The sequence below is a fragment of the Alteromonas gracilis genome, assembly GCF_036870955.2.
Classification (GTDB): domain Bacteria; phylum Pseudomonadota; class Gammaproteobacteria; order Enterobacterales; family Alteromonadaceae; genus Alteromonas; species Alteromonas gracilis_A.
In genome coordinates, this window is record NZ_CP145482.2 from 1,786,389 (window position 1) to 1,806,418 (window position 20,030).

A 20,030-nucleotide genomic window follows, 5' to 3' on the forward strand; every position below is an offset into this window, starting at 1 on the left:
AGATCGCGCTATACTGCTACCTCATCTACACCAGCTTCAATATTCAAAAACCGTGCAAACGTGAATAAGAAATCACTCAGTCTATTTAAATAAGCGTGCACGACTTCAGGTACATCATAGTGTTTTGATAGGCTAATTACAGCGCGCTCCGCACGTCGGCATACTGCTCTACATACGTGTGCCTGCGCTGCAGCACGACTGCCGCCGGGTAATACGAAGGAGGTATTAGGGGGCATTTTGTTGGTTAACGTGTCTATCAATGATTCGAGATCATCTATGTTTTTTTCGGTGAGCGTTGAGCTGGCCGAAATAGCAAACCCCGCCTGAAACAAATTGCGCTGAATATCGTGAAGCATTGGCTTGTGTGAGGCTGACACCGTAGCAGCAAGCAAACCAATATTGCTATTTAACTCGTCAATATCACCATAGCTTTTTACCACTAAATCGTCTTTCTCGACCCGAACGGCTTTGTCAGCGTAAATTTGGGTGCTTCCTTTGTCACCAGTACGTGTATAAATTTTCATTCAAATACCTATGGTCTATTGTTCTGTCTCTTCAAGCGCTGGGCGTTGGTAACGACGAATCTGCACAATGAAACCAAACAGAGGGTGGTCGAAGTAATGCAATTGCGTGCTAATTACACGGCGCTGTTCTGCCAAAGGAACAGAAGCAAGCCGATACTCAACCTCAGTTGCTGCGCCGTTGTCATTATCTGCGGAGTTAAGCGCAATGGTTTGATTAATCGCGTCAATATCGCTATTGGAAAAATAACTTAAAGGTACAGGCTGACGGTAAAACAACGCGCTATCAATATGTAAATAGGGCACACGGTTAATGTACTTTAAAAATACCTTCATTGTGCCGTCAATTTCCCAAATAGGCGTGCGCAATGCGTTGCTGACGGAAGCATTATCGTTGTCGTCAAACATCTCTGGTAAATCTAGCGCTTTGAATGCTTCAAATGAAATAGGTGCTGGCGTCGATAGCTTTTGCTCAAGCTTGGTGAAAATATCTGGTGCTGAAACAAGGCTTGGACGTTCGGTATTGGCATTCTGGCCCTGATTGTCCTGACTACTGTCATTCAGTTCTGCCTGTTGGGCTTGAACACCAGTTTGCGCTTCATTAGCACCTGTTAACGACGCTGACGTCGTGGAATCTAAGTTTAGGGCTCCGCTAAACAAATTATCGATTGCTGAAATATTCTGTAACTCAGACAATGTCATTTTCTGTGCTCTCGGTCGCTGTTCACCGCTCAACTCATACTCGTCTGAGTAATTTCTTCCACCGTAAAGACGCACATTAAATGCGTTGTCTTTGCCAAAAGCGACAGGCTGCCGCCACGTCGCATGAAATAATCGCTCTAAATCCCTGTTACTGCGAATTTGTCGTGATATTGAATTTAGTGACTGCTGTTCACTTGATAATAAATGTGCATGTGAAGCGCGCGGCCAATCATGTCCCTCAATAATGATGGGTAAGCTAGCGGGTACTCGGTAAGCGGTTGTCAGCTTTTTCAGCTTTCCAAACAATGTCATAACCTTTTTCTACAACGGTTAGCCAAGGTTTGGCTGTTTCGCAAAAAGAAAACTCAGGCACTTGCAACGAATTGCTTGTTGCTTCTTCTGAACTAAATAATGGCTGTTTACCAGAGCGAGAGTCTGCGCCAAAAAATGACAACCAGTATTGTGCAATGGTCGCTGCCGAGGGGGCAGGTGTTTCATCATTTAAAGAATCGGTAGTGTCTGCGGTAAGTAGACGGTCTTCCTGTGTTGTCACTGAATCATTTTCAGTATCCAGAGTATCGCCATTTAGATCGCTATCGATTGTTTGTACTGTCGTTTCAAGTGCTTCTTGCGCTTCAATGTAGTTAGCGGAATCGTCTTCTGAAGTAGATTCCTCTGATATTGAAGTCGAATCAAGTGGCTGTTGACGTGTACTTTCTAACGAAGGTTGTACCAGAGCCAAAGTGTTGCTTTGTGCATCACTTGCTTCGCTGTCTTGTATATCAGCCTCTGCCAATACATCTTCTGACTCAGTAAGGGAAGGCAGTGACAAAAAATCAACATCGCTTTTGGGCACAGTAAGTGCGTGGTTCACGGGCCATGAAGGTCGGGTGTCTATGTTGCACTGACGTAAGCCTTGTTTCAGCCAGCTGATGTCAGGTGCAATGATGTCTCGAATTACGTCGACATCTGCGCGCGGTGCACTTAACGAATTGGCCAAAGTGAATTGTTCTTCAAGTTCGCTTAATGAGGCGTTTCTTTTAAAGGCAATGACCTCTACATCAAACCACCAGTCATCATTAGCATGCGCCGAGCTGGCTAGAATCGCAATGGTTAATGCAACCCATGAATACCAGCGAATAAACTTCATATTACCGCGACTCCTTTACAAAATCGGCAATGATATCGCTAATAAAGGCGATACGCGCTTTGGCTGTGTCGGTCTGTTTTACTAACCGAAGTTTTTGGCTACCCTCAAATTTGAAAGTATTCGGTTTAGTTTGCACTAGCTTAATAATGTAGCCAGGATCGACCTTTGTTGTTTCTTTAAATTCTATGGTACCGCCTTGGGCAGACAAGTCCACTTTTAGGATGCCAATTTCTTGTGCTTTTATTTTAATTTCAGCTACTTCAATAAGGTTCTTGGTAGGTTCAGGAAGCAGTCCAAAACGGTCGATACATTCTACTTGGAATTCATCTATATCGTCTTGTGTTTGACAGCTTGCCAACCGTTTGTATAACGAAAGCCGCGTGTTCACGTCAGCAATGTAGTCTTCAGGCAGTAAAGCCGGAATACGTAACTCTACTTCGGTGTGGCCAGCCATAGCATCGTCTAGCGAGGGCTCTCTACCATCTTTTAATGCATTAACCGCTTTGTCTAGCATGTCCATGTATAAACTAAAGCCAATGCTAGCAATTTGACCAGACTGGTCGTCACCAAGCAGCTCACCCGCACCACGTATCTCAAGGTCATGCGTGGCAAGTGCAAAACCTAAGCACCTAAATCCTCAAGCTGAGATATAGCATCTAAACGCTTTACCGCGTCTTTAGTCATGCGCTTCGGATGCGGAGTAAGAAGATAGGCATACGCTTGGTGATGCGAGCGACCGACACGGCCCCGCAATTGGTGAAGCTGTGCTAAACCCAAATGATCGGCTCTATCCATAATGATAGTGTTGGCGCTTGGTACATCGATACCTGTTTCAATAATGGTGGTACAAACAAGCACGTTATAGCGCTGATGGTAAAAATCGCTCATCACGCTTTCAAGTTCTCGTTCCCGCATTTGGCCGTGACCTACGGCAATGCGGGCCTCTGGTACAATTTCAGCAATTTCTTCTGCGGTGCGTGCAATGCTGTCTACTTCGTTGTGCAGGAAATAAACCTGTCCGCCGCGTAATATTTCTCGCATTACGGCTTCACGAATCACAGCCTTATTACGTTGTTGTACAAAGGTTTTTATCGATAAACGTCGTGCTGGTGCGGTAGCAATAATTGATAGGTCGCGCATTCCGGATAGCGCCATATTTAGCGTACGCGGAATAGGTGTTGCAGTTAGCGTTAAAATATCGACATCAGCGCGAAGCGACTTCAATTTTTCTTTTTGTCGAACACCAAAACGGTGTTCTTCGTCAATAATGACAAGCCCGAGATCTTTGTATTTTATATCGCTCGACAGTAGCTTGTGTGTACCAACGACAATGTCTACTTTGCCTTTGCCAATGCGCTCTACAACCGACTTCTGCGCCTTACCACTGACAAACCGGCTCATGACTTCAATTTCAAACGGCCATGCAGCAAAGCGGTCCTTAAAGTTTTCATAGTGCTGTTGAGCAAGCAGTGTGGTGGGTACAAGGATCGCCACTTGTTTTCCTGCATTTGCAGCAAGAAAGGCAGCGCGCATTGCAACTTCGGTTTTACCAAAACCAACGTCACCGCACACCAGTCGGTCCATGGCTGACGGGCTGCCCATATCATGCATAACTGCCGCAATGGCTTGTGCCTGGTCTGGTGTTTCTTCAAATGGAAAGCTGTCGGCAAAAGACTGGTAGTCGTCCCAGTTGATGTTGTAGGCAAACCCAGGCTTTGCGGCGCGGCGAGCGTAAACATCAAGCAGCTCTGCAGCCACATCGCGCACTTTTTCAGCTGCTTTCTGCTTAGCTCTGCTCCACGCATCAGAGCCTAACGCGTTAACCGGAGCACTGTCTGCATCGCCTCCGGTATAGCGTGAAATGAGGTGTAATGACGCGACCGAGTACATAAAGTTTTGATTGCTTAGCGTACTCAATGCATAGGTATTCGGTAGTAACACCGCCAGCATCAAGGGTTTGTAAGCCCAAATAGCGTCCAACACCATGGTCTAGATGCACCACAGGCTGCCCAATAGAGAGCTCAGCAAGGTTTCGAATGATTGCACTTTCGTCAGTAGCGGTGCGTTTATCTCTAAGCCTGCGTTGGCTTACTTTGTGGCCAAGTAACTCTGTCTCGGTAATAAAAAGCAATTCGCCTTCTTGGCTTTGCCACCTAAAGCTGTGCTCAACCATGCCAACGGTAATACCAATGGGCTCGTGGCTTCCTATGAACGCGTTAAAGTCGTCTACTAACGCGGGCTTTATTCCAGCTTTGGCGAGAACCGTTAGTAAGCCTTCTCGTCGGCCTTGTGTTTCTGCACAAAAAAGCACTTTGGCTCCTTTGTCAGAGGCTTCCTTTACGGTTGCAATAAGTCGCTCAGCAGGCACCTTTTTTTGCGAATTAATTGCGATGTCGTCAAGCAGCTCACACTGCAAGTTATTCGTGCCCGCTTTTTCTTCTAACACTCTGCTGGAGAGGGTGGCTCGCGGCCATTGTTTTATGGCCCCAAATAACTCGTTGATAGGCAGAAATAAATCATCGGGGGCAAGTAGTGGGCGCGCTAAGTTATAACGATACTGCTCATACCTTTCTTGCACATCAGCCCAGAAAAACTCGCTCGCGTCCTGCACATCGCCATGTAATAGAAGTAAGCTTTTCGGGTGAAGGTAATCAAAGAGCGTCGCAGTTTTTTCGAAAAACAACGGCAAGTAGTATTCTACACCGCTTGGCATAGTCCCTTTGCTTACCTGAGAAAATACGCTTTCAGAGGCATTATTTGCGTCAAACTTTGCTAAGAAATTCTGGCGAAACAGCGTAATAGCATCTTTGTCCGTAGGGAATTCTCGTGCGGGTAACAAGCGAATTTCATTAACCGCCTCACCAGAGCGCTGCGTTTCGGTATCAAAAAAGCGGATTGAATCAATTTCATCATCAAACAAATCAATTCTAAAAGGCTGGTCGCTGCCCATGGGGAAAAGGTCGATAATGCTGCCGCGCACTGAAAATTCACTGTGGCTCATTACCTGACTTACATGAAGGTAGCCCGCTTGCTCTAGGTTTCGTCTAAACTGATCGCGATCTAAGGTATCACCTTTATTTAGCATCAAGAGATACTTGGCAAGATAATCTGTCGGCGCTAACCGCTGCATCAAGGTGTTAACAGGAACAATGAATATCCCTTCTCCCTGCTGAGTAAAACGAAACAGGGTTTCAAGGCGTTGTGAAACAATGTCTTGGTGGGGAGAAAACGCATCGTAAGGCAATGTTTCCCAATCTGGAAACAGGGTAATAGGTGTGTTGGCAAGCTGCTTGTTTTCGCCCACGCCACCTTTTAGGAAAAAGGCGATTTCCTTTTCTAGCTTCATCGCCGATGGAGTGTCAGCAGTAATAAGCACGATAGGGCCTGTGTACTGGCTCAGTGCTTGACTAATACAAAGTGCAGCGCTGCTGCCTTGTAATTGGCCCCATTGTTTATGATCTTGTGACGATGCGTCTTTTTTCGGCGCTGGTAAAGGCAGCGATAATAAGCTAGCTGTCATGACTTCCTATTTTTAATTCAAGTAATACCAATAAATACGGCGATATATACTGATAAGGATACCGTTTAGGATCCTGATTTTTTTCTTGCGCGCGTTTTCGAAGCTGTAGCGTTTGAATATGCAAACTCGCGCGAACAAGAAGCTCTTGATCTTGCTCTCTAATGGTATTGAAGATAAACGCAGTATGATAACTGTCTTCAACTTGCTCGCAACTAATTGCTTCGCCATAGCAGAATATGGCTGCAGCTTCGGCATCAAGGAATAATTTAAGCTCAGCATGTTGGCCAACATCAAGCGGTGTGGGCATGGCGACGATAACGCCACCACCACCAAATTTAACCGACTTAAACCGATATTCAGGCTCGTCTTGCTGGTGCAGTACAAATGACATCATCAGGTCTATTTTGCGAGCCTGATGGTTTAGGTAATCGGCAAGCGTCTCTGCATGTTCACTTAAGTTACGAAGTGGGCGTAAAGCTTGTGCTTCTATCGCGGCCATTTCGCTGGCAATTCGAAACGCATATGGCATGGCATCTTCAAGTTCGTCTTCAACTGGCACGCTCTCGCCTTCGTCTAGCGGGCGTACGTTGACATTAATACCGTGCGCTATAGAAAAGTATTCATCGAATTGGGCTTTTTTTCTTCTATGCTTTGCTCGCTCACATCATTCCTCTGCCACTAATTCTTGTACAGCCAGTAGCTTACACGTAGTATAACCACTTTACTATTTCAGGTTTACTGCTTTACTGCGTAAATTTAACCTCGCCAATGCAATAAGCATAGCTAAAGGCGAGGCACAATACCCCATTACTCATTGAACAAGGCGTTATGTTTTCTTCGTTATTTCCGCTCCCTGCTTTTATCGCTTATCGCTACGCCAAGTCGAATAAAGCAACCCAAAACAGTTTTGTGTCGTTTATCAATCGTTTTTCTGTAGCGGGGATCGCGCTGGGGTTAATGGCGCTGATTATTGTTGTGTCCGTAATGAACGGATTGGAAGGGCAGTTAAAGCAACGCATATTGGGCATTGTACCGCATATTGAAGTTACCACGTCGCTATCAAAAACGCAGGCTATGGACGGCGTTATTGCCACTATGGCGTTTAGAGAGGCGGAAGCGGTTGTGCAAAGTCGAACTGACTTGCGAGGGGTTCAGCTTCACGGAGTTGAGCCTTCAGTAATGATGACACATACCTTGGTGGCGAATAAGCTTGAACAGGGAAAGTTCGAATACATTGAGCCTGGTACATTTCACGTGATAATCGGACGAGCGCTGGCAGTAAAACTAGATGTTCGAGTTGGTGATAGGCTTCGCGTCATGGTTGCGGGAGCAAGCGTGTATACCCCATTTGGACGAATGCCAAGTCAGCGCTTAGTGACTGTGGCAGGCATATTCGATATGGGGTCACAGATGGATGACAAAGTAGTGTATATGCACCTGGATGATGTAAATAGACTGCTGCGAGACCCTAGAGGCCAAGGGATATCTCAACGACTGTTCCTGCAAGACGCTTTTAACTATCTCTCGGTAGTAGAGCAACTTAGCAACGAACTGGCTGTTAAGCCAGAAACCATTAGAACGTGGCGAGAGCGCCAAGGGCCGCTTTTTGATGCGGTAAAGATGGAAAAAAACATGATGATGTTGATGCTTCTGCTGGTCATTGCCGTAGCTGCATTTAATATTGTCTCTGCTCTTGTTATGGTTGTAACAGAAAAACAAGGCGACATTGCGGTTCTTTTAACGCAGGGTATGACGCCTGCAGCAATAATGTGGATCTTTGTGCTTAATGGGCTCTTTAACGGAGTAAAAGGCGCCGCGATTGGTTTTGTACTGGGTGTCTTTATTACGTTAAACCTAAACAACCTTCTTGTGTTAATCGGTTCACCGTTAGCACTTTCTGCAGACGGTAGAGGGTTGCCAATTGAGATGGATGTTGTCCAAATAGTCAGCATTACGGGGCTTTCACTGCTGCTCTGTATCACCGCTAGTATCTATCCAGCGCGCAGAGCAATGAAAATTCAGCCGTCACAAGCACTGCAAAATGAATAATTCGTTGAATTTGCCGTGCAAAATCGGATGAAATTCACTATACTCGCGGTCTTTTAAATTTTGCCCAGTGAGACGTCATGAACAAGAATTTTATCACCTCGCAATCGCTTTTACAGGATTCCTTTCGCCTAGCGTCAAAGGTGTATGAAGATGGCTTCCGTCCAGACTTTATAATTGGTATTTGGCGTGGTGGTGCTCCTATTGGTATCGCGGTTCAGGAGTTCTTCGAGTTCAAGAACACGTCAACAGACCATATTGCCGTGCGCACATCGTCTTACTATGGAATCAACAAGCAATCTAAAGAGATCCGCGTTCACGGTCTTCACTACTTAGTAGAGAATGCCAACGCTGACGACAAATTGCTTATCGTTGATGATGTGTTTGATTCAGGCCGAAGTGTTGAAGCGCTTATCAAGCAAATTAACAAATTGATGCGCCTAAACATGCCGAAAGACATTCGTATTGCTTGTCCGTGGTACAAGCCTCAAAACAATACTACGGACATTGTGCCTGACTATTACGTTAACGAAAGCGATGAATGGTTGGTGTTCCCGCACGAAATTGCAGGTTTGTCTGAAGAAGAAATTCGCGAAGGCAAAGGCGAACTTGCTGACGTAATGGACATTCTTTTCCAAAAATAATTGCGTCGAAATAAATGAAAAACCGCACCTACCGTGCGGTTTTTTTGTGCCTGTTTTTTGAGTGTGTTGTTGAGCGTCGTTTTGCTGGCTAAGCCGCAATTTTTGCGCCGTTTACCCAAAGGCGAATGAAGTGGCATTTACTGCGCTGAACTTGGGAATGTGAGCGTAAACGTTGTACCTACATTAACCTCACTATCCACAGTAATTGTGCCTCCCATCGCCTCTACGATAGAAAACGAGATATAGAGTCCAAGATAGGTTCCTTTTCCAGTGGGTTTAGTGGTGTAGAAAGGCTCAAATAACTTCTGCAATGCATGTTTTTCTATTCCACAACCTGTGTCATTTACAGTCACAACCGTCGAGTTACTTTCTTTATCATGGCGAGAACAGATCGTTAATGTCCCGCCATCTTCCATTGCTTGCGCTGCGTTGACAAAGAGGTTTACCAAAATTTGATTGAGTTTACCTGTTTTCCCCTTAATTGAAGGTGGATTTTCAAGGCACTGTACTATTTCTATGCGATGTTTGAGTTCGCTATTAACCAAGCGCAGGGCGTGTGCAATACAGTCGTTCACATTAACGGTCTCGTCATCAGCAATGTCTGCATCATGAGAAAAAGAACGCAAACTTGTGATTATTTCCGTCACCCGCTGAAGGCCTTCTTGAGACTCGGTGCATATGTCAGATATCTCATCACTCACTGAATCAAGCTTGTTTTGACTTACCCATTTGGCCGCTGTAGAGGCTAGCGATAATCGTTCTTCTTCTGTCCTACTGTTTGCAAGCGAGGCCACTATATTTTGCATAGTAGCAAGGTCTGGAAGGGTGTCTTTTAAGAAGTGAATGTTACTGTTTATAAACGCAATCGGGTTATTTATTTCGTGTGCAACACCTGCGGCAAGAAGCCCTAAAGACGCCATCTTTTCTGAGTCAATCAGGCTCTTTTCAACTCGCGCCTTTTCTTCTTTTAGCCTGACTGTCTCGAGGGCCATTAGCTTAGCCTGAACACTCATGGCCATTTGTTCTGTAAACGTGCGATATCGATTTGCCATTTCCACATATTCTTGGGTGTAATAACCCAGTGTATGGTGACAAAACACAATGACTGCATGTTGGGAGTGCACTTTGAACGGACAATAAAGTACCGAAGTAACGGGAATATCAAACGTTTCTAAGTGTTGCTGCCATGTCGGCTGCATCTTGATGTTGAATAATGCGACAGGAGAGCTTTTCATCGCTCGTGATAGTGTTTCATCAACCTCCCATAAGCTTCCCAAAACGGGAGGGTAGGTGCTGTTAGTGCAACGCATCTTCCCTTTACTATCGTTTTCGAGAACAAAACATACCTCGTAATTGTAAAGATCTCTGAAAATACCAAACATTTTTTGGTACAGCTCTTGTTCGCTTTTTGCGGTTAACAGTGCTCGCGTGCCCGCTAGCAGAGCATCACTTTCTTTTTTATGTGCTTCAGCTTGCTCTTTTAAACGGTAAACAAGAGCAAGATCTTCTAAAACGTTTTCGTAGTCTTTACTCATCGAGAAAACACAACCGCAGAAATCATCAAATTACCATGCCTATTCTTGCCATCAAGGAAACGGCCTTGCTCGCCGAACGTAAACGCGCCACAAATGGGAAGCCCTTCAAACGTATGTTTCAAGTTTTCAATCATAGGTCGGATAGCATCGCCAACCATAAGTCGGCAACCTGCGCAATAAATCATCAATACGCCTACAGGCTTTTTGTTTTGTGGAAGCAGCATAATGGCATTGTTTATTACGCGCTCTGCTCGAGCCGTTAAACTGTCAATGTTGCCCTCCATCAGAGTGAGCTGCTCACCTTGGTGAATCTCAGAAAAAACATTAAGGCTGCCATCCTCACACACTTGATCAGGGTGGCAAAGCAGGTAGTTGAGTGCGCCGCTTTCAAGTGCAACAGGCTTACCAAGCGGTGCAGATGACGTGAGCCCTAAAATTTGTCCACCCCCTAACTCGCTCTCAATAAGGTTGTTGGTAGCGCTATTGTAGATAGCAGATGCGGGTTGACCGTCTAGCTCTATTAAATTTCGCCCGCTAGCTTGTGTGACGGTAAAAACAGTTTCAGTAGGCTTGTATCCAGAGCTGTAGCTTAAACCAAGTGGGGTAGACGGATACATAACGCAGACGGCTATGGTGTTAGGGCTACAGCTATTTATTGTTGCTGTAAACCAATGGCCTTCTACCGTATTGTCAGCTGCAGAGCCGCCAAAAATGGGTACTTGCTCACCAACAACACTGGCAAAACCCTCCAAAATGCGCTCTTCATCCCCCGGAGGTAGTGCACACCAAATTAAAGCTGGGCTTTCGAAAGGTCTGTTAGCGTTTATCAACGCCTGCTCGAGCGCATATGCCCCCGCTTTTACAGGGTCGCCCTGTGTTGTGGTTTTGTCGTCTAAGTCGGCACTCCCAATACCATATGCACCTTGCTCATCGTCAATAAAAAATAAAGATAGGTCTGACTCTGCTTCTGTGGCGTTAGGGCCACAGTGCAGAGCGCCAAGACACGACGTAGCCAGCATAAAGGGCATTGATGATGCTTTAAATATACGTCGAATGTGTTCGGTGTTGTGTGAACAGTTGCTGTAGGCTATAGCAACCGATGAGGGGGTGAGTCGAGCAGTTGTTGTAAAGTCGAGCACAAATCCTGAGTGTCTGCGTGTTTAATAGAATGTGTGATTACCTGCATATATACCCACTTGTATAGCGCTGTCTCTATAGCATAGAGAGTTCTGGTCAGATTCTTATTAAACATTAGTCCAAAATTACAGCCTGCGCGCCTTATCGACGTATCAGTCAGCCAAAATTAGGTGTTATTTGTTTAAATAGAATTTGTCGTGGAATGTATAAACCCAAGTAGGCTGGTAGATAACAAGAAGCGTTATAGCCATCCCATTTAGCAGCGCTTCAGGAAACACAAGTAGCGGAATGAGTAGCACATAATTGTCGAAAATAACGTCCCAGGGGTATGTACCTTCGACAAAATAGAACAAACCCAACGTCAGTGTTTTTAATGCAATAGAAATTGCCGCAGGGAAGAATGCACATAAAAAAATATAAACAAAAAGCTGTCGCGGAATATGGTGAAACGACAGCATGTAAAACAAGTAAGTAACACCAATGGGCAATACAGTACCTAACAGCCCGTCGACGCCAATATTTTCCCATGCGATAAAGCCTACTGCTGCACATCCAATGAGGGTGATGAATGCAGTGACAATAGCTAAGCGAAAACCAAGCATGAGCGTAAGTACGGATAGGCCCAGAAAATGAACATCTAGGCCGTCAAATATACCTACTTTGAAAAGCCAAAGTACAAACAAGCTGGCAGCACTGCCAAAAACCAGATGCTGCTGGTGCTTATTTTTTAAAAAGTGAGTCACATCTATGTGCCTAAGTGCGCCAAACAAAAAAGCGCCATAAACAAAAAGTGCCAACGTCTGAAGTGTACTCACTTAGTCTCCTGTTTCACGCTAACGTAATTAGCCTTTATAAACCGCCCAAATAGGCGCATGGTCAGAAGGTTTTTCAATCCCTCTTAAATCATAATCAATACCCGCATCAACAAGCTTCGAGTGAAGAGATTTCGTGGCCAAAATAAGGTCGATACGAAGGCCTCGATTATCGTTAAAGCCCTTAGAGCGATAGTCAAACCACGAGAATCTATCGTTAACGGTCGGATTTAATGAGCGGAAACTGTCTTCAAAACCCCAGTTAAACACGGTGTTAAGCCATTCTCGCTCTTCCGGTAAAAAGCTACATTTCCCCGTGCGTAGCCAGCGCTTTGCATTGTCTTCACCAATCCCGATGTCCAGATCAGTATGAGAGATGTTCACGTCACCCATGACAATAACTTGCTCTTCAGGTGAAAGGCTACCTGACAGATATGCCATCAGGTCTTGATAAAACTTGCGCTTTGCAGGGTATTTCGTCTCGTGCTTTTCATTTTCGCCTTGTGGAAAATACCCATTCAAAATAGTAACTGGTTTGCCGCTGTCATCCGTCGTCTTAAGAATGATCATGCGGCGTTGTGCATCTTCTTCGTCACTAGGAAAGCCCATGATGACTTCCTCGGGTTGTTTCTTTGTAAGGAATGCTACGCCGTAATGACTCTTCTGACCGTGAAAATAAACGTGGTAGCCCATTGCTTCAACGTCTTTAACGGGAAACTGCTCGTTATGAACTTTGATTTCCTGCAGGCCAATAATGTCTGGTTGATGCGTATCAATAAGCGCCTGAAGCTGGTGCAAGCGGGCACGAATACCATTGATGTTAAAAGAGATTACTTTCATGCGTTCTTTTTCGTAGATGAGTTTACGCGCAAGTTTACCAGAATCGAGGCAATTACCAATTCGCGATTGATTAACAACGTTAATTTTAGAGCAAATTAGGTCGACGTTTGATTAAGTTAATTTAGGATTCAACCGCAAGGGCGCTTTTAACAGTGTTTTGTGAAGTGCCTAAGCTGATTAAATAACTAAACCAAATGTTTGCATCTTCTACTATATGCTCGATAGCTTGACTGTTTTCTTCAAGCAGCAGTGGAACAAGTGCGTCTACATCTTGTTTGAAGCTTACCCAAGAACGAGCGCATTGAGCCATAGCTGAATAATAGTTAGTAGGTGGTGATGGCTTGTTTGAAGAAAGCCTACGTACAATGATGTTTGCGCCCATAGAAGAGCCAAGCCATACATATAACCCTGCTATGCAGCAGCTAGTGTTTGAGTTAAATGGTGACAAATCGCCTGGTGTTTGTTCAGCCAACAGGGACAGTAAGGGCTGTTCGTCTTTTTCGTTATGTATAGCATGTACCTGCAACACATCAGATTTGATAGCGTTAATCACGCTAGAATGGTCAATATGTTTGGCAAGCGCAGCTATTGTGTCGCTTGAGGCACTTGTATTCATTAGTGACTGCGATACACAAGCGTGAAAACGGTACATAACCAATAGCACATGTTGATACACACTAAAATCGAAAACATTGTCGCCGTGATACATGATAAACGGGTAAGTATTTTCCAGTGTTTCGTGACTAGCGTGCGTACCTTGTTTCAAAGCTGTAAAAAGATTGACCATAAGTTTTTATTTATTTGAAGTCGTCTGATGTTTGTAGGCTGCATGTACACTATACGCATTGTTATCAACACGTTATGCGCGTGGTTTTGTATACTATAGTGTAAACATAATTTGCGTGTTGTATAGCACTACGTTTTTAGTGGCTAAGTGGATTGCGTATAGCACTGGTGTGGGTATACTTGCGGCAAAATTATTTACAGGTACGAATTGTGTTTCCAGAGACAGTAGCAGAGAAATTGAACGAAGCAGTTGTTGAGCAGGCAATGAAACTGTCTGCAGAAGAGCGACAAGAGTTGGTTGTCACCTATGTATTGAAAGCAAAAGAAATTTGGATGGTGCAGGGTAGTGAAGGGTTTGTCATGTTTGAAGATGGCGAAAATGTGCAGCTACCTGTTTTTCCTCATCGTGATTTGGCGAGCACTTTTGTGACGATGAATGGTATTGAAGGGCAGTGTGTAAGTGTATCGCTTGAAGAGTTTACGCAAACGTGGCTACCAGGTTTGGAAAAAAATGGTGTGGAACTGGTAATGTTTCCCACAACAAGCGAAGTAGAAAACTTGGTAATGACTGCGCAAGACCTTGCACTTGAGTTGGGCTCTGTAGCTTAATCAGTCATAAACAGCGTAAAGGCCTAAAAGTGACAAAGCACACAGAATTACCCCCCATTGCCAGTAAACTAGCAAACGCGAGAGGGTGGGATGATTTTACTCGGACGCTAATGCTAGCGGGAAAACGGCTAGTGCCTTTAGACGAGGCCTTGCGTGATGAAACCACGCTTGTGCCCGGTTGCGAAAGTCCTGTTTGGTTGGATTTCAGTGATGGTGCGTTTAGCGCCTATTCACCGAGCAAAGTCATACGCGGTGTTTTAGCCGTGCTGTTAGAAAAAGCGAATGAACTTTCACCTGAAATGCGCTCGCAATTTAACTACGATGAGTATCTAGAACAATGCCAGCTTGACCGTTACCTCAGCCAGTCTAGAGGTAATGGTATCAAAACCGTTATTCTCAAACTGAAGCGTTAAAACGGTACACTGCTCTAAGACTACCTTGGCTGGTCAACTTAGTTGTGTCGGGGTGAAAATATTCAGCTGTCGTGGCTGTGATAGCAATTCTATTGGGCTAACGCCAAGTAGTTTTCGACAGCTATTCGATAAATGTGCCGAGTCCGAAAAGCCTGCCTGCTGTGCGCAGTAAGTAAGGTCAAACCCTTTTGAAGCTAACTCAGCAGCAACAATTAATCGTTGCCAAATTCTATAGCGTCGTAGAGTTAGGCCAGTAGTGCTTTTAAAAAGCTCTGATAATCTTGTTTTAGATAGCGACGCATGCTGCGTTAGTTCATCGATAGTGAACTTATGTGTTGGGGCGGCATGCAGCGTTTCTATAAGTTTGTCAATTCGCTTGTCTGCTTTATCTTGTTCAGTCTTATTTATTCCGAGTAAATCGAAGAACCGAAGAACATGTTGCATATTGAGAGTCTTACTCTCACCTAACCATCGTCCTGCTTTTACAAAAACATCTTCGTTGGCGAATTTATGATGTATTGGGGTTACATCGATGCCTAATTGCTGTCTTATCAAAACGCGTTGTTGTGCATTCAACTCAAAACAATAAATAACCACAGGGGACGAGCTCAACATTTCAAAGTCAGTGTTTTGCTCAATATAAAGTACTCTTGAACGATATTCTTCGTCGCGCTTTTTCACTACTAGCTTTTCACCTAGAGAAATGCAAAGGGCGCCAGTGGTGTGTTTGTGGTGTTTGATGGCATCGAGATGCCCGACAAAAAGTGCATGTTTAAAATCGATGAAGAGCTTGTTAATCATAAAAGCGGTCGTTCTTACAAGTCTCAGCTTTGCGTAGTGGGTACCATTTACACCACTTTTCACTGATTTGTAGAGTACATGAATGCCCATAACCATAAAAGAACCAACACACAATAACCTGATACACACCCCACGATTGCTTCAAATGGACGGGTTTGATTTAGAGTATCTGGATATTGGCACAGGGCCAGTAATTCTCTTTTTACATGGCGCACTAACCGACATGCACAATTGGGACAAGTTGATACCTTTTTTACAGCAAAATTATCGGTGCATCGCGCCCACGTTACCGCTTGGTGGGCATCGTCATGCTATTTGTGGAGCAGCTGATTTATCAGTCAAAGGTGTTGCTAGAATTATTGAAGCATTTATAAAGGCATTAAAATTAGCTCCAGTTAACGTGGTAGCAAACGATACTGGCGGTGTATATGCACAAATGCTCGCAGCTGAATTTGATAGTAGCGTGAGAAGTTTAGTGCTCACTAATTGTGATGCACTTGATGTGTTTCCGCCTAAGCCGTTTGCAACGCTTCCAAAAGCCGTCAATATCCCAGGCTATGTAAGGGGAATGGCAATGCTGTTTCGTTTTTCCACATTTATTAAGTCTTCAATAGCAATGGGGTTACTTAGTCATTCGCTTAGCGCTTATGAACTAAAGCGCCCACTTAGGTCATTTGTTAATGCTAAAGACATTCAAAACGACTTTAAGGAAGTAGCTGGCGCGTGGCGAAACGATGTTACACAACAATTAGGCACAGCGCTGTCTTCTTTTACAAAGCCTGTCAAAATAGTTTGGGGAGCCGATGATGTGTTGTTTCCTGTGGATCTAGGTCAACGCTTGAGTACTAGGTTTCCAAACGCAAGCTTTGAAGTGGTGACCAATACTAGAACTTATATTCAGTGCGATCAGCCAGCAAAGCTTGCACAACATATAACTGCGTTTATCAGCGCGCTTTGAGATAGGCGATACGAGTTTTGAAACTCAAAAATTGGCGCTGTGGCTAGATATACAATTTATTGTCTTTAAGTAGCTGCCGAATTTTATCCTGGTCTAGCAGTATTGTGCTGTAAATCCACTTGTAAAAATACTTTCCATTGGTCGCTATAACGTTTTGCGCTTGTTGTTTTCCAAGTAGCTCTGCTAGCGCGTCGAGTTCCATTAAACACACTGCTATATGCAAATAAGTTGAAAATTCATCTCTAGCGCCTTCTGGGTAGCCTACCGGGACTGAAGGGTACATTGCTTTAAGTGCTGTAATTGTGCTTTCTACCTCTTCAGGCCTTTCATCTTCAAACCAATGAATTTGTTCGTGAAGAAGCTGCGATAGTGCCGCTGGGTCGTTGTTAGGCATTGAGGCAGTGAGCGTAAGCACAGGGTGGCTGAATGGGCTTCTTGTGGTTTCATCAATAATAATATCGTCTGTAAACCACCACTTTTTTAGGTCGTACTGTTGTATTAACTTTGCTATTTGCTCTCGCTTTTGAGACTCCTTATCTGTGTTGTTTTTAAGCAAAATATTCACTTCACCTAAAGCAAAAGTGCTTGTAACAAGTGCAATTGTCATCAGTAGTAAACGCATTAATCCAACGCCTTTATTTATTGTTTTTAAAAAAGTAACTCTACCTTAAAACGGAAAGCTACGTTATTGATATATCTTGGTTTTAACTATGTATTGTCATACGTTTAATGCCTATGACGTTTGTTGTATAACAGGCCAGTAAATAGCAAGAAAAGAAGAAAGTACAAAGGTTATTGCGCAACCGAAGCCAAAAAAAGACGCGTTTACAGCGGTTCGTGTAAACAATGGTGAAAGGCGCAAGCTTTCTTTAAAAGACATCGCAAACATGAATAGTAGCGTTAAGCTTAAAAGTGGCCAAAAACGGAAAGAAGGAAATACCCAAGCCAACCAAATGGGTAACTCTATATTAAATTCGTTTTGAATACCTTCGAATGGGATCAGAAAAACCAACAGTGCCGCAGTTATTCCGCCCAGCAGGAGCGAGGATGAGAATAAGAGTGTTGATATATGTTTGTTTGAACTATCCATGTTTTGTCCTATTTTTTTAAAGTTTTGTACGCCAATTGCTAACACTCAGTTCCACTAGCCTAGCAATTCGCGAATTCATGATAACGTATTCATACAACGACAAATAGCGAATACACAAACAACCAAAGAATTTGAAAACCATAGCTAAGCCTTTGGTATAACCCTGGCACAGTTTTTTGCTCCAAAGCCTTGGCCAACCGATAAGAGAAGAAAAAGCACCCCACAACACATAGGCCCGAGAGCAGACGAAGAGATAGTGGAAAATAGCTAGAAAACACCACGATGCAAGGGGCTACGATGAAAGAAATAAGCATCAAGAGTCCTGACCACGTGTGTACTTTACAGCTTGTCGAAGGGGCCGTGGTATATGGGTCTGCATCCATCGGAAAGAAACCACATATCCAAGTGCACAGGCCATGAATAATGATCATGCTACCAATAACAATAGAGGGGGTGTGAGATTGAAAAGACACAACAACATAACACCCGAAAAGTGCGAATAAGGCGCCCAAGGGATAGTTGTTAATGGCAGGAGACAACCTTTGTGTTGGGCTTCCAAATGCACCTAGCTCACTACAAAACTGCCTTAAATGGCTGTAATTTGGATAAAAACGAGACGCAGCATAGATGCCTATTACTATCCAAATTGACGCAATAATGCCTGTGTAAGCCAATAGGTTACTCAACTTTCAAACCTCCATGAAAACAACAAGCTAGATTTCAGCTAACAATACGTGGTTTGCCTGCGATACACCATTAAGCAAAACCTTGTTCCATTTTTTTCAAAGTCGCCATGTCATTCAACCAGGCCAACTGAGACTCACAATATGTATGTACAGCAGGTTTAAGGTGCTCTGCGTTGTCTAATGCGCCCAAGTACACAATTTTAAGGCCTGCGTATTTTGGATTTTCGTTAAAAATTGGTGAACCACATTGAGAACAAAAGCTCTTAGATGCATTTTTAGATATCTGAACGGTTTTTAGCGCACCGCTTTTTAGCGCAAAATCACAACTTGGAAACACAGCGTAAGTTGAAAACGCGCTGCCATTTGCTTTGCGACACAAGCCACAATTGCAGTTTAAAATGGCTTTAATAATTGACGAGGTAGTAAATTTAACCTCTTTGCAGTTGCAGCTGCCTTCCATGTTGCACTCTATAATAGCGATGTCCGTAAATACTCTTACTGTTAGTGTGGTGCAAACGCAATAAGCATCGCCTTTATAAGTAACACAAAAATACCATATCCAACTAAGGAAATTGAGCGTCTTCGACGTTTTGGCAAAAGCTCTTTTATCACAACGTTTTGTGTTTGTTGTATAGAAGATTGCCAAATTACAAACCAAACGATTTTTACAGTAAATGTTTGACCCGCGATTTTGATAGTGTTGTTGTGCCACGGCCAAAAGCATAGGTGCTTTTTGTAAACACATTCGCTATCAACACGCATCTTAAATGCGGTAGTGAATCTGTCGTACGACACATCAAGCGTTTTATCACATACGGTGTGTCGATGGGTGTGGTATCGTTCGAAAATCATTTTATCAAAGCATAAATAAGCAAAGGGCTGTGCTACCCATGGCTCTCTCTTAGTTGAGTGTTTGCAACCTCTAGGATAATTAACGTTTCACATGGAGAGTATTGCTCCAAAAGCGAGATGGAACGGTAGTTCACCCATTCTGATATTGGATCAAAGTCGTTTTTCTTTTTGAAAGTCAATTCTTTAAGCTGTACTAAGCAAGCTCCTTGCATCATCGCGTTGGATACGGTTTCATCACTAAGTGCTTGCCCTTTAAATTGGTTAGCTACATTGTTGTACCGTTCTGTGCTCGCGCTTACCGAACTGCAGTACATGAGTATTAGCACAAGTCCAAAAATCTTATTTTTCAACGTATATTCTCCGTTTCGTTGATGGAGTCCAACTTCCATTTATCGGGCAGCATACGTCTTTAAACGCGCGTTATCCATAATTACACTCTGTTAAAATTGAATTTATTACAGCTTTTGGCTTCATTACTGAAAATGGAAAAGGTAACTCGCAAACACAAAACAAAAGAACAGATTGCTTCGTGTAAACTGCATAGAAATTATCGGATATACATGCTCGGTTGGCAGTGCAAATTGCATGTAAATACTTAGCATTATTGCGATCTACCTTGAATTCATATTCGTTGAGAATAGGTAGCAAGGCTTGCTGAAACTTATCGAGACTGACCCCTGTTATAACAGTAGGAGAATATTGCTTCCATACCATGAAATAACAAGCTGCGTAGCTAGTAGTCAGAAGACTATAAAAGATAGCATGCTTATTCGTATTCGATTGCAAAAGCTCAGATGCAAAAAGACAAAGAACAATAAAGGGCAGGCAGCTTAAGAACGCTTGAAAAAACATTCTAAAATGCATGACAAGTAATGGTTTTTTGAGAGCGAGTCGACCGATCCTGATTGTTCGTGCAACATCCATTTCA

Annotated in this window: 20 protein-coding genes and 1 pseudogene; 5 read left to right on the forward strand and 16 right to left on the reverse strand. The window is 43.7% G+C overall.

All coding sequences use genetic code 11. From position 1 onward, the window contains the following. Nucleotides 1-8: 8 nt before the first annotated feature. From V6N89_RS08680 to V6N89_RS08700, 5 genes and pseudogenes are all read right to left on the reverse strand, one after another. The gene (locus V6N89_RS08680) at nucleotides 9-524 is read right to left on the reverse strand and encodes a cob(I)yrinic acid a,c-diamide adenosyltransferase (RefSeq protein WP_338517211.1); all 516 of its coding nucleotides are present in this window, start codon (nucleotides 522-524) and stop codon (nucleotides 9-11) included. Between the two features lie 15 nt (nucleotides 525-539). Further along, the gene (locus V6N89_RS08685) at nucleotides 540-1,535 is read right to left on the reverse strand and encodes a CsiV family protein (protein WP_346993657.1); all 996 of its coding nucleotides are present in this window, start codon (nucleotides 1,533-1,535) and stop codon (nucleotides 540-542) included. Then, complete coding sequence (locus V6N89_RS08690; RefSeq protein ID WP_346993658.1) at nucleotides 1,480-2,373, reverse strand: hypothetical protein; 894 nt, start codon at nucleotides 2,371-2,373, stop codon at nucleotides 1,480-1,482. The genes V6N89_RS08685 and V6N89_RS08690 overlap by 56 nt, the downstream gene beginning before the upstream one ends. Before the next feature lies 1 nt (nucleotide 2,374). Further along, a pseudogene (mfd, locus tag V6N89_RS08695) lies at nucleotides 2,375-5,893 on the reverse strand (transcription-repair coupling factor). Then, complete coding sequence (locus V6N89_RS08700; protein ID WP_346993659.1) at nucleotides 5,883-6,452, reverse strand: PilZ domain-containing protein; 570 nt, start codon at nucleotides 6,450-6,452, stop codon at nucleotides 5,883-5,885. The pseudogene mfd and the gene V6N89_RS08700 overlap by 11 nt, the downstream one beginning before the upstream one ends. A gap of 269 nt (nucleotides 6,453-6,721) precedes the next feature. Between V6N89_RS08700 and V6N89_RS08705 the strand changes: the two genes are divergently transcribed. Beyond that, complete coding sequence (locus V6N89_RS08705) at nucleotides 6,722-7,942, forward strand: lipoprotein-releasing ABC transporter permease subunit (RefSeq protein ID WP_338517214.1); 1,221 nt, start codon at nucleotides 6,722-6,724, stop codon at nucleotides 7,940-7,942. Between the two features lie 77 nt (nucleotides 7,943-8,019). Then, a complete protein-coding gene (locus V6N89_RS08710; protein WP_338517215.1) occupies nucleotides 8,020-8,583 on the forward strand; it encodes a phosphoribosyltransferase in 564 nt (187 codons plus the stop codon). A gap of 137 nt (nucleotides 8,584-8,720) precedes the next feature. Here the strand turns inward: V6N89_RS08710 and V6N89_RS08715 are convergent, their stop codons facing one another. From V6N89_RS08715 to V6N89_RS08735, 5 genes are all read right to left on the reverse strand, one after another. Continuing rightward, entirely contained in the window at nucleotides 8,721-10,118 is a 1,398-nt protein-coding gene (locus tag V6N89_RS08715) for a GAF domain-containing sensor histidine kinase (RefSeq protein WP_346993660.1), read from the reverse strand. Further along, nucleotides 10,115-11,257 carry an FIST signal transduction protein gene (locus V6N89_RS08720; RefSeq protein WP_346993661.1) on the reverse strand — a complete coding sequence of 381 codons (1,143 nt, stop codon included), beginning with the start codon at nucleotides 11,255-11,257 and terminating at the stop codon, nucleotides 10,115-10,117. Before V6N89_RS08720 ends, V6N89_RS08715 begins: the two co-directional genes overlap by 4 nt. 171 nt (nucleotides 11,258-11,428) lie before the next feature. Continuing rightward, the gene (locus V6N89_RS08725) at nucleotides 11,429-12,070 is read right to left on the reverse strand and encodes an energy-coupling factor ABC transporter permease (protein WP_338517218.1); all 642 of its coding nucleotides are present in this window, start codon (nucleotides 12,068-12,070) and stop codon (nucleotides 11,429-11,431) included. A gap of 27 nt (nucleotides 12,071-12,097) precedes the next feature. Beyond that, the gene (gene xthA, locus V6N89_RS08730) at nucleotides 12,098-12,907 is read right to left on the reverse strand and encodes an exodeoxyribonuclease III (protein ID WP_338517219.1); all 810 of its coding nucleotides are present in this window, start codon (nucleotides 12,905-12,907) and stop codon (nucleotides 12,098-12,100) included. Nucleotides 12,908-13,028: 121 nt separating this feature from the next. Beyond that, on the reverse strand, nucleotides 13,029-13,694 hold the full coding sequence (locus V6N89_RS08735) for a hypothetical protein (protein WP_338517220.1): 666 nt from the start codon (nucleotides 13,692-13,694) through the stop codon (nucleotides 13,029-13,031). A 209-nt stretch (nucleotides 13,695-13,903) separates the two neighbouring features. Here V6N89_RS08735 and V6N89_RS08740 point away from each other — a divergent pair, with 209 nt between their 5' ends. Continuing rightward, on the forward strand, nucleotides 13,904-14,302 hold the full coding sequence (locus tag V6N89_RS08740; protein ID WP_338517221.1) for a DUF2750 domain-containing protein: 399 nt from the start codon (nucleotides 13,904-13,906) through the stop codon (nucleotides 14,300-14,302). A gap of 29 nt (nucleotides 14,303-14,331) precedes the next feature. Next, nucleotides 14,332-14,715 carry a SufE family protein gene (locus V6N89_RS08745; protein ID WP_338517222.1) on the forward strand — a complete coding sequence of 128 codons (384 nt, stop codon included), beginning with the start codon at nucleotides 14,332-14,334 and terminating at the stop codon, nucleotides 14,713-14,715. Nucleotides 14,716-14,748: 33 nt separating this feature from the next. Here the strand turns inward: V6N89_RS08745 and V6N89_RS08750 are convergent, their stop codons facing one another. Continuing rightward, nucleotides 14,749-15,516: a helix-turn-helix domain-containing protein gene (locus tag V6N89_RS08750; RefSeq protein ID WP_338517223.1), complete on the reverse strand. Its 768-nt coding sequence runs from the start codon at nucleotides 15,514-15,516 to the stop codon at nucleotides 14,749-14,751. A gap of 145 nt (nucleotides 15,517-15,661) precedes the next feature. Between V6N89_RS08750 and V6N89_RS08755 the strand changes: the two genes are divergently transcribed. Then, nucleotides 15,662-16,474, forward strand: coding sequence for an alpha/beta fold hydrolase (locus tag V6N89_RS08755; protein ID WP_338517224.1), 813 nt, complete (start codon nucleotides 15,662-15,664; stop codon nucleotides 16,472-16,474). A 43-nt stretch (nucleotides 16,475-16,517) separates the two neighbouring features. Here the strand turns inward: V6N89_RS08755 and V6N89_RS08760 are convergent, their stop codons facing one another. The 5 genes from V6N89_RS08760 to V6N89_RS08780 all read right to left on the reverse strand — a co-directional run bounded on the left by V6N89_RS08760 (nucleotide 16,518) and on the right by V6N89_RS08780 (nucleotide 19,452). Continuing rightward, entirely contained in the window at nucleotides 16,518-17,096 is a 579-nt protein-coding gene (locus tag V6N89_RS08760; protein WP_338517225.1) for a hypothetical protein, read from the reverse strand. A gap of 111 nt (nucleotides 17,097-17,207) precedes the next feature. Further along, nucleotides 17,208-17,564 carry a hypothetical protein gene (locus V6N89_RS08765; RefSeq protein ID WP_338517226.1) on the reverse strand — a complete coding sequence of 119 codons (357 nt, stop codon included), beginning with the start codon at nucleotides 17,562-17,564 and terminating at the stop codon, nucleotides 17,208-17,210. A gap of 89 nt (nucleotides 17,565-17,653) precedes the next feature. Beyond that, on the reverse strand, nucleotides 17,654-18,250 hold the full coding sequence (locus V6N89_RS08770) for a DUF998 domain-containing protein (RefSeq protein ID WP_338517227.1): 597 nt from the start codon (nucleotides 18,248-18,250) through the stop codon (nucleotides 17,654-17,656). A 70-nt stretch (nucleotides 18,251-18,320) separates the two neighbouring features. Next, nucleotides 18,321-18,710 (reverse strand): GFA family protein, encoded by a 390-nt coding sequence (locus tag V6N89_RS08775; RefSeq protein WP_338517228.1) that lies wholly within the window; start codon nucleotides 18,708-18,710, stop codon nucleotides 18,321-18,323. 424 nt (nucleotides 18,711-19,134) lie between these two features. Then, entirely contained in the window at nucleotides 19,135-19,452 is a 318-nt protein-coding gene (locus V6N89_RS08780; RefSeq protein WP_338517229.1) for a hypothetical protein, read from the reverse strand. Nucleotides 19,453-20,030: the final 578 nt, after the last annotated feature.

Bases quoted from the DNA above. Each gene is read 5' to 3' on its own strand.
- V6N89_RS08715 (WP_346993660.1), bottom strand. From the start codon at position 10,118: ATGAGTAAAGACTACGAAAACGTTTTAGAAGATCTTGCTCTTGTTTAC.
- V6N89_RS08735 (WP_338517220.1), bottom strand. From the start codon at position 13,694: ATGGTCAATCTTTTTACAGCTTTGAAACAAGGTACGCACGCTAGTCAC.
- V6N89_RS08680 (WP_338517211.1), bottom strand. From the start codon at position 524: ATGAAAATTTATACACGTACTGGTGACAAAGGAAGCACCCAAATTTAC.
- V6N89_RS08685 (WP_346993657.1), bottom strand. From the start codon at position 1,535: ATGACATTGTTTGGAAAGCTGAAAAAGCTGACAACCGCTTACCGAGTA.
- V6N89_RS08755 (WP_338517224.1), top strand. From the start codon at position 15,662: ATGGACGGGTTTGATTTAGAGTATCTGGATATTGGCACAGGGCCAGTA.
- V6N89_RS08775 (WP_338517228.1), bottom strand. From the start codon at position 18,710: ATGGAAGGCAGCTGCAACTGCAAAGAGGTTAAATTTACTACCTCGTCA.
- V6N89_RS08710 (WP_338517215.1), top strand. From the start codon at position 8,020: ATGAACAAGAATTTTATCACCTCGCAATCGCTTTTACAGGATTCCTTT.
- V6N89_RS08750 (WP_338517223.1), bottom strand. From the start codon at position 15,516: ATGATTAACAAGCTCTTCATCGATTTTAAACATGCACTTTTTGTCGGG.
- xthA (WP_338517219.1), bottom strand. From the start codon at position 12,907: ATGAAAGTAATCTCTTTTAACATCAATGGTATTCGTGCCCGCTTGCAC.
- V6N89_RS08760 (WP_338517225.1), bottom strand. From the start codon at position 17,096: ATGCGTTTACTACTGATGACAATTGCACTTGTTACAAGCACTTTTGCT.
- V6N89_RS08705 (WP_338517214.1), top strand. From the start codon at position 6,722: ATGTTTTCTTCGTTATTTCCGCTCCCTGCTTTTATCGCTTATCGCTAC.
- V6N89_RS08690 (WP_346993658.1), bottom strand. From the start codon at position 2,373: ATGAAGTTTATTCGCTGGTATTCATGGGTTGCATTAACCATTGCGATT.
- V6N89_RS08765 (WP_338517226.1), bottom strand. From the start codon at position 17,564: ATGGATAGTTCAAACAAACATATATCAACACTCTTATTCTCATCCTCG.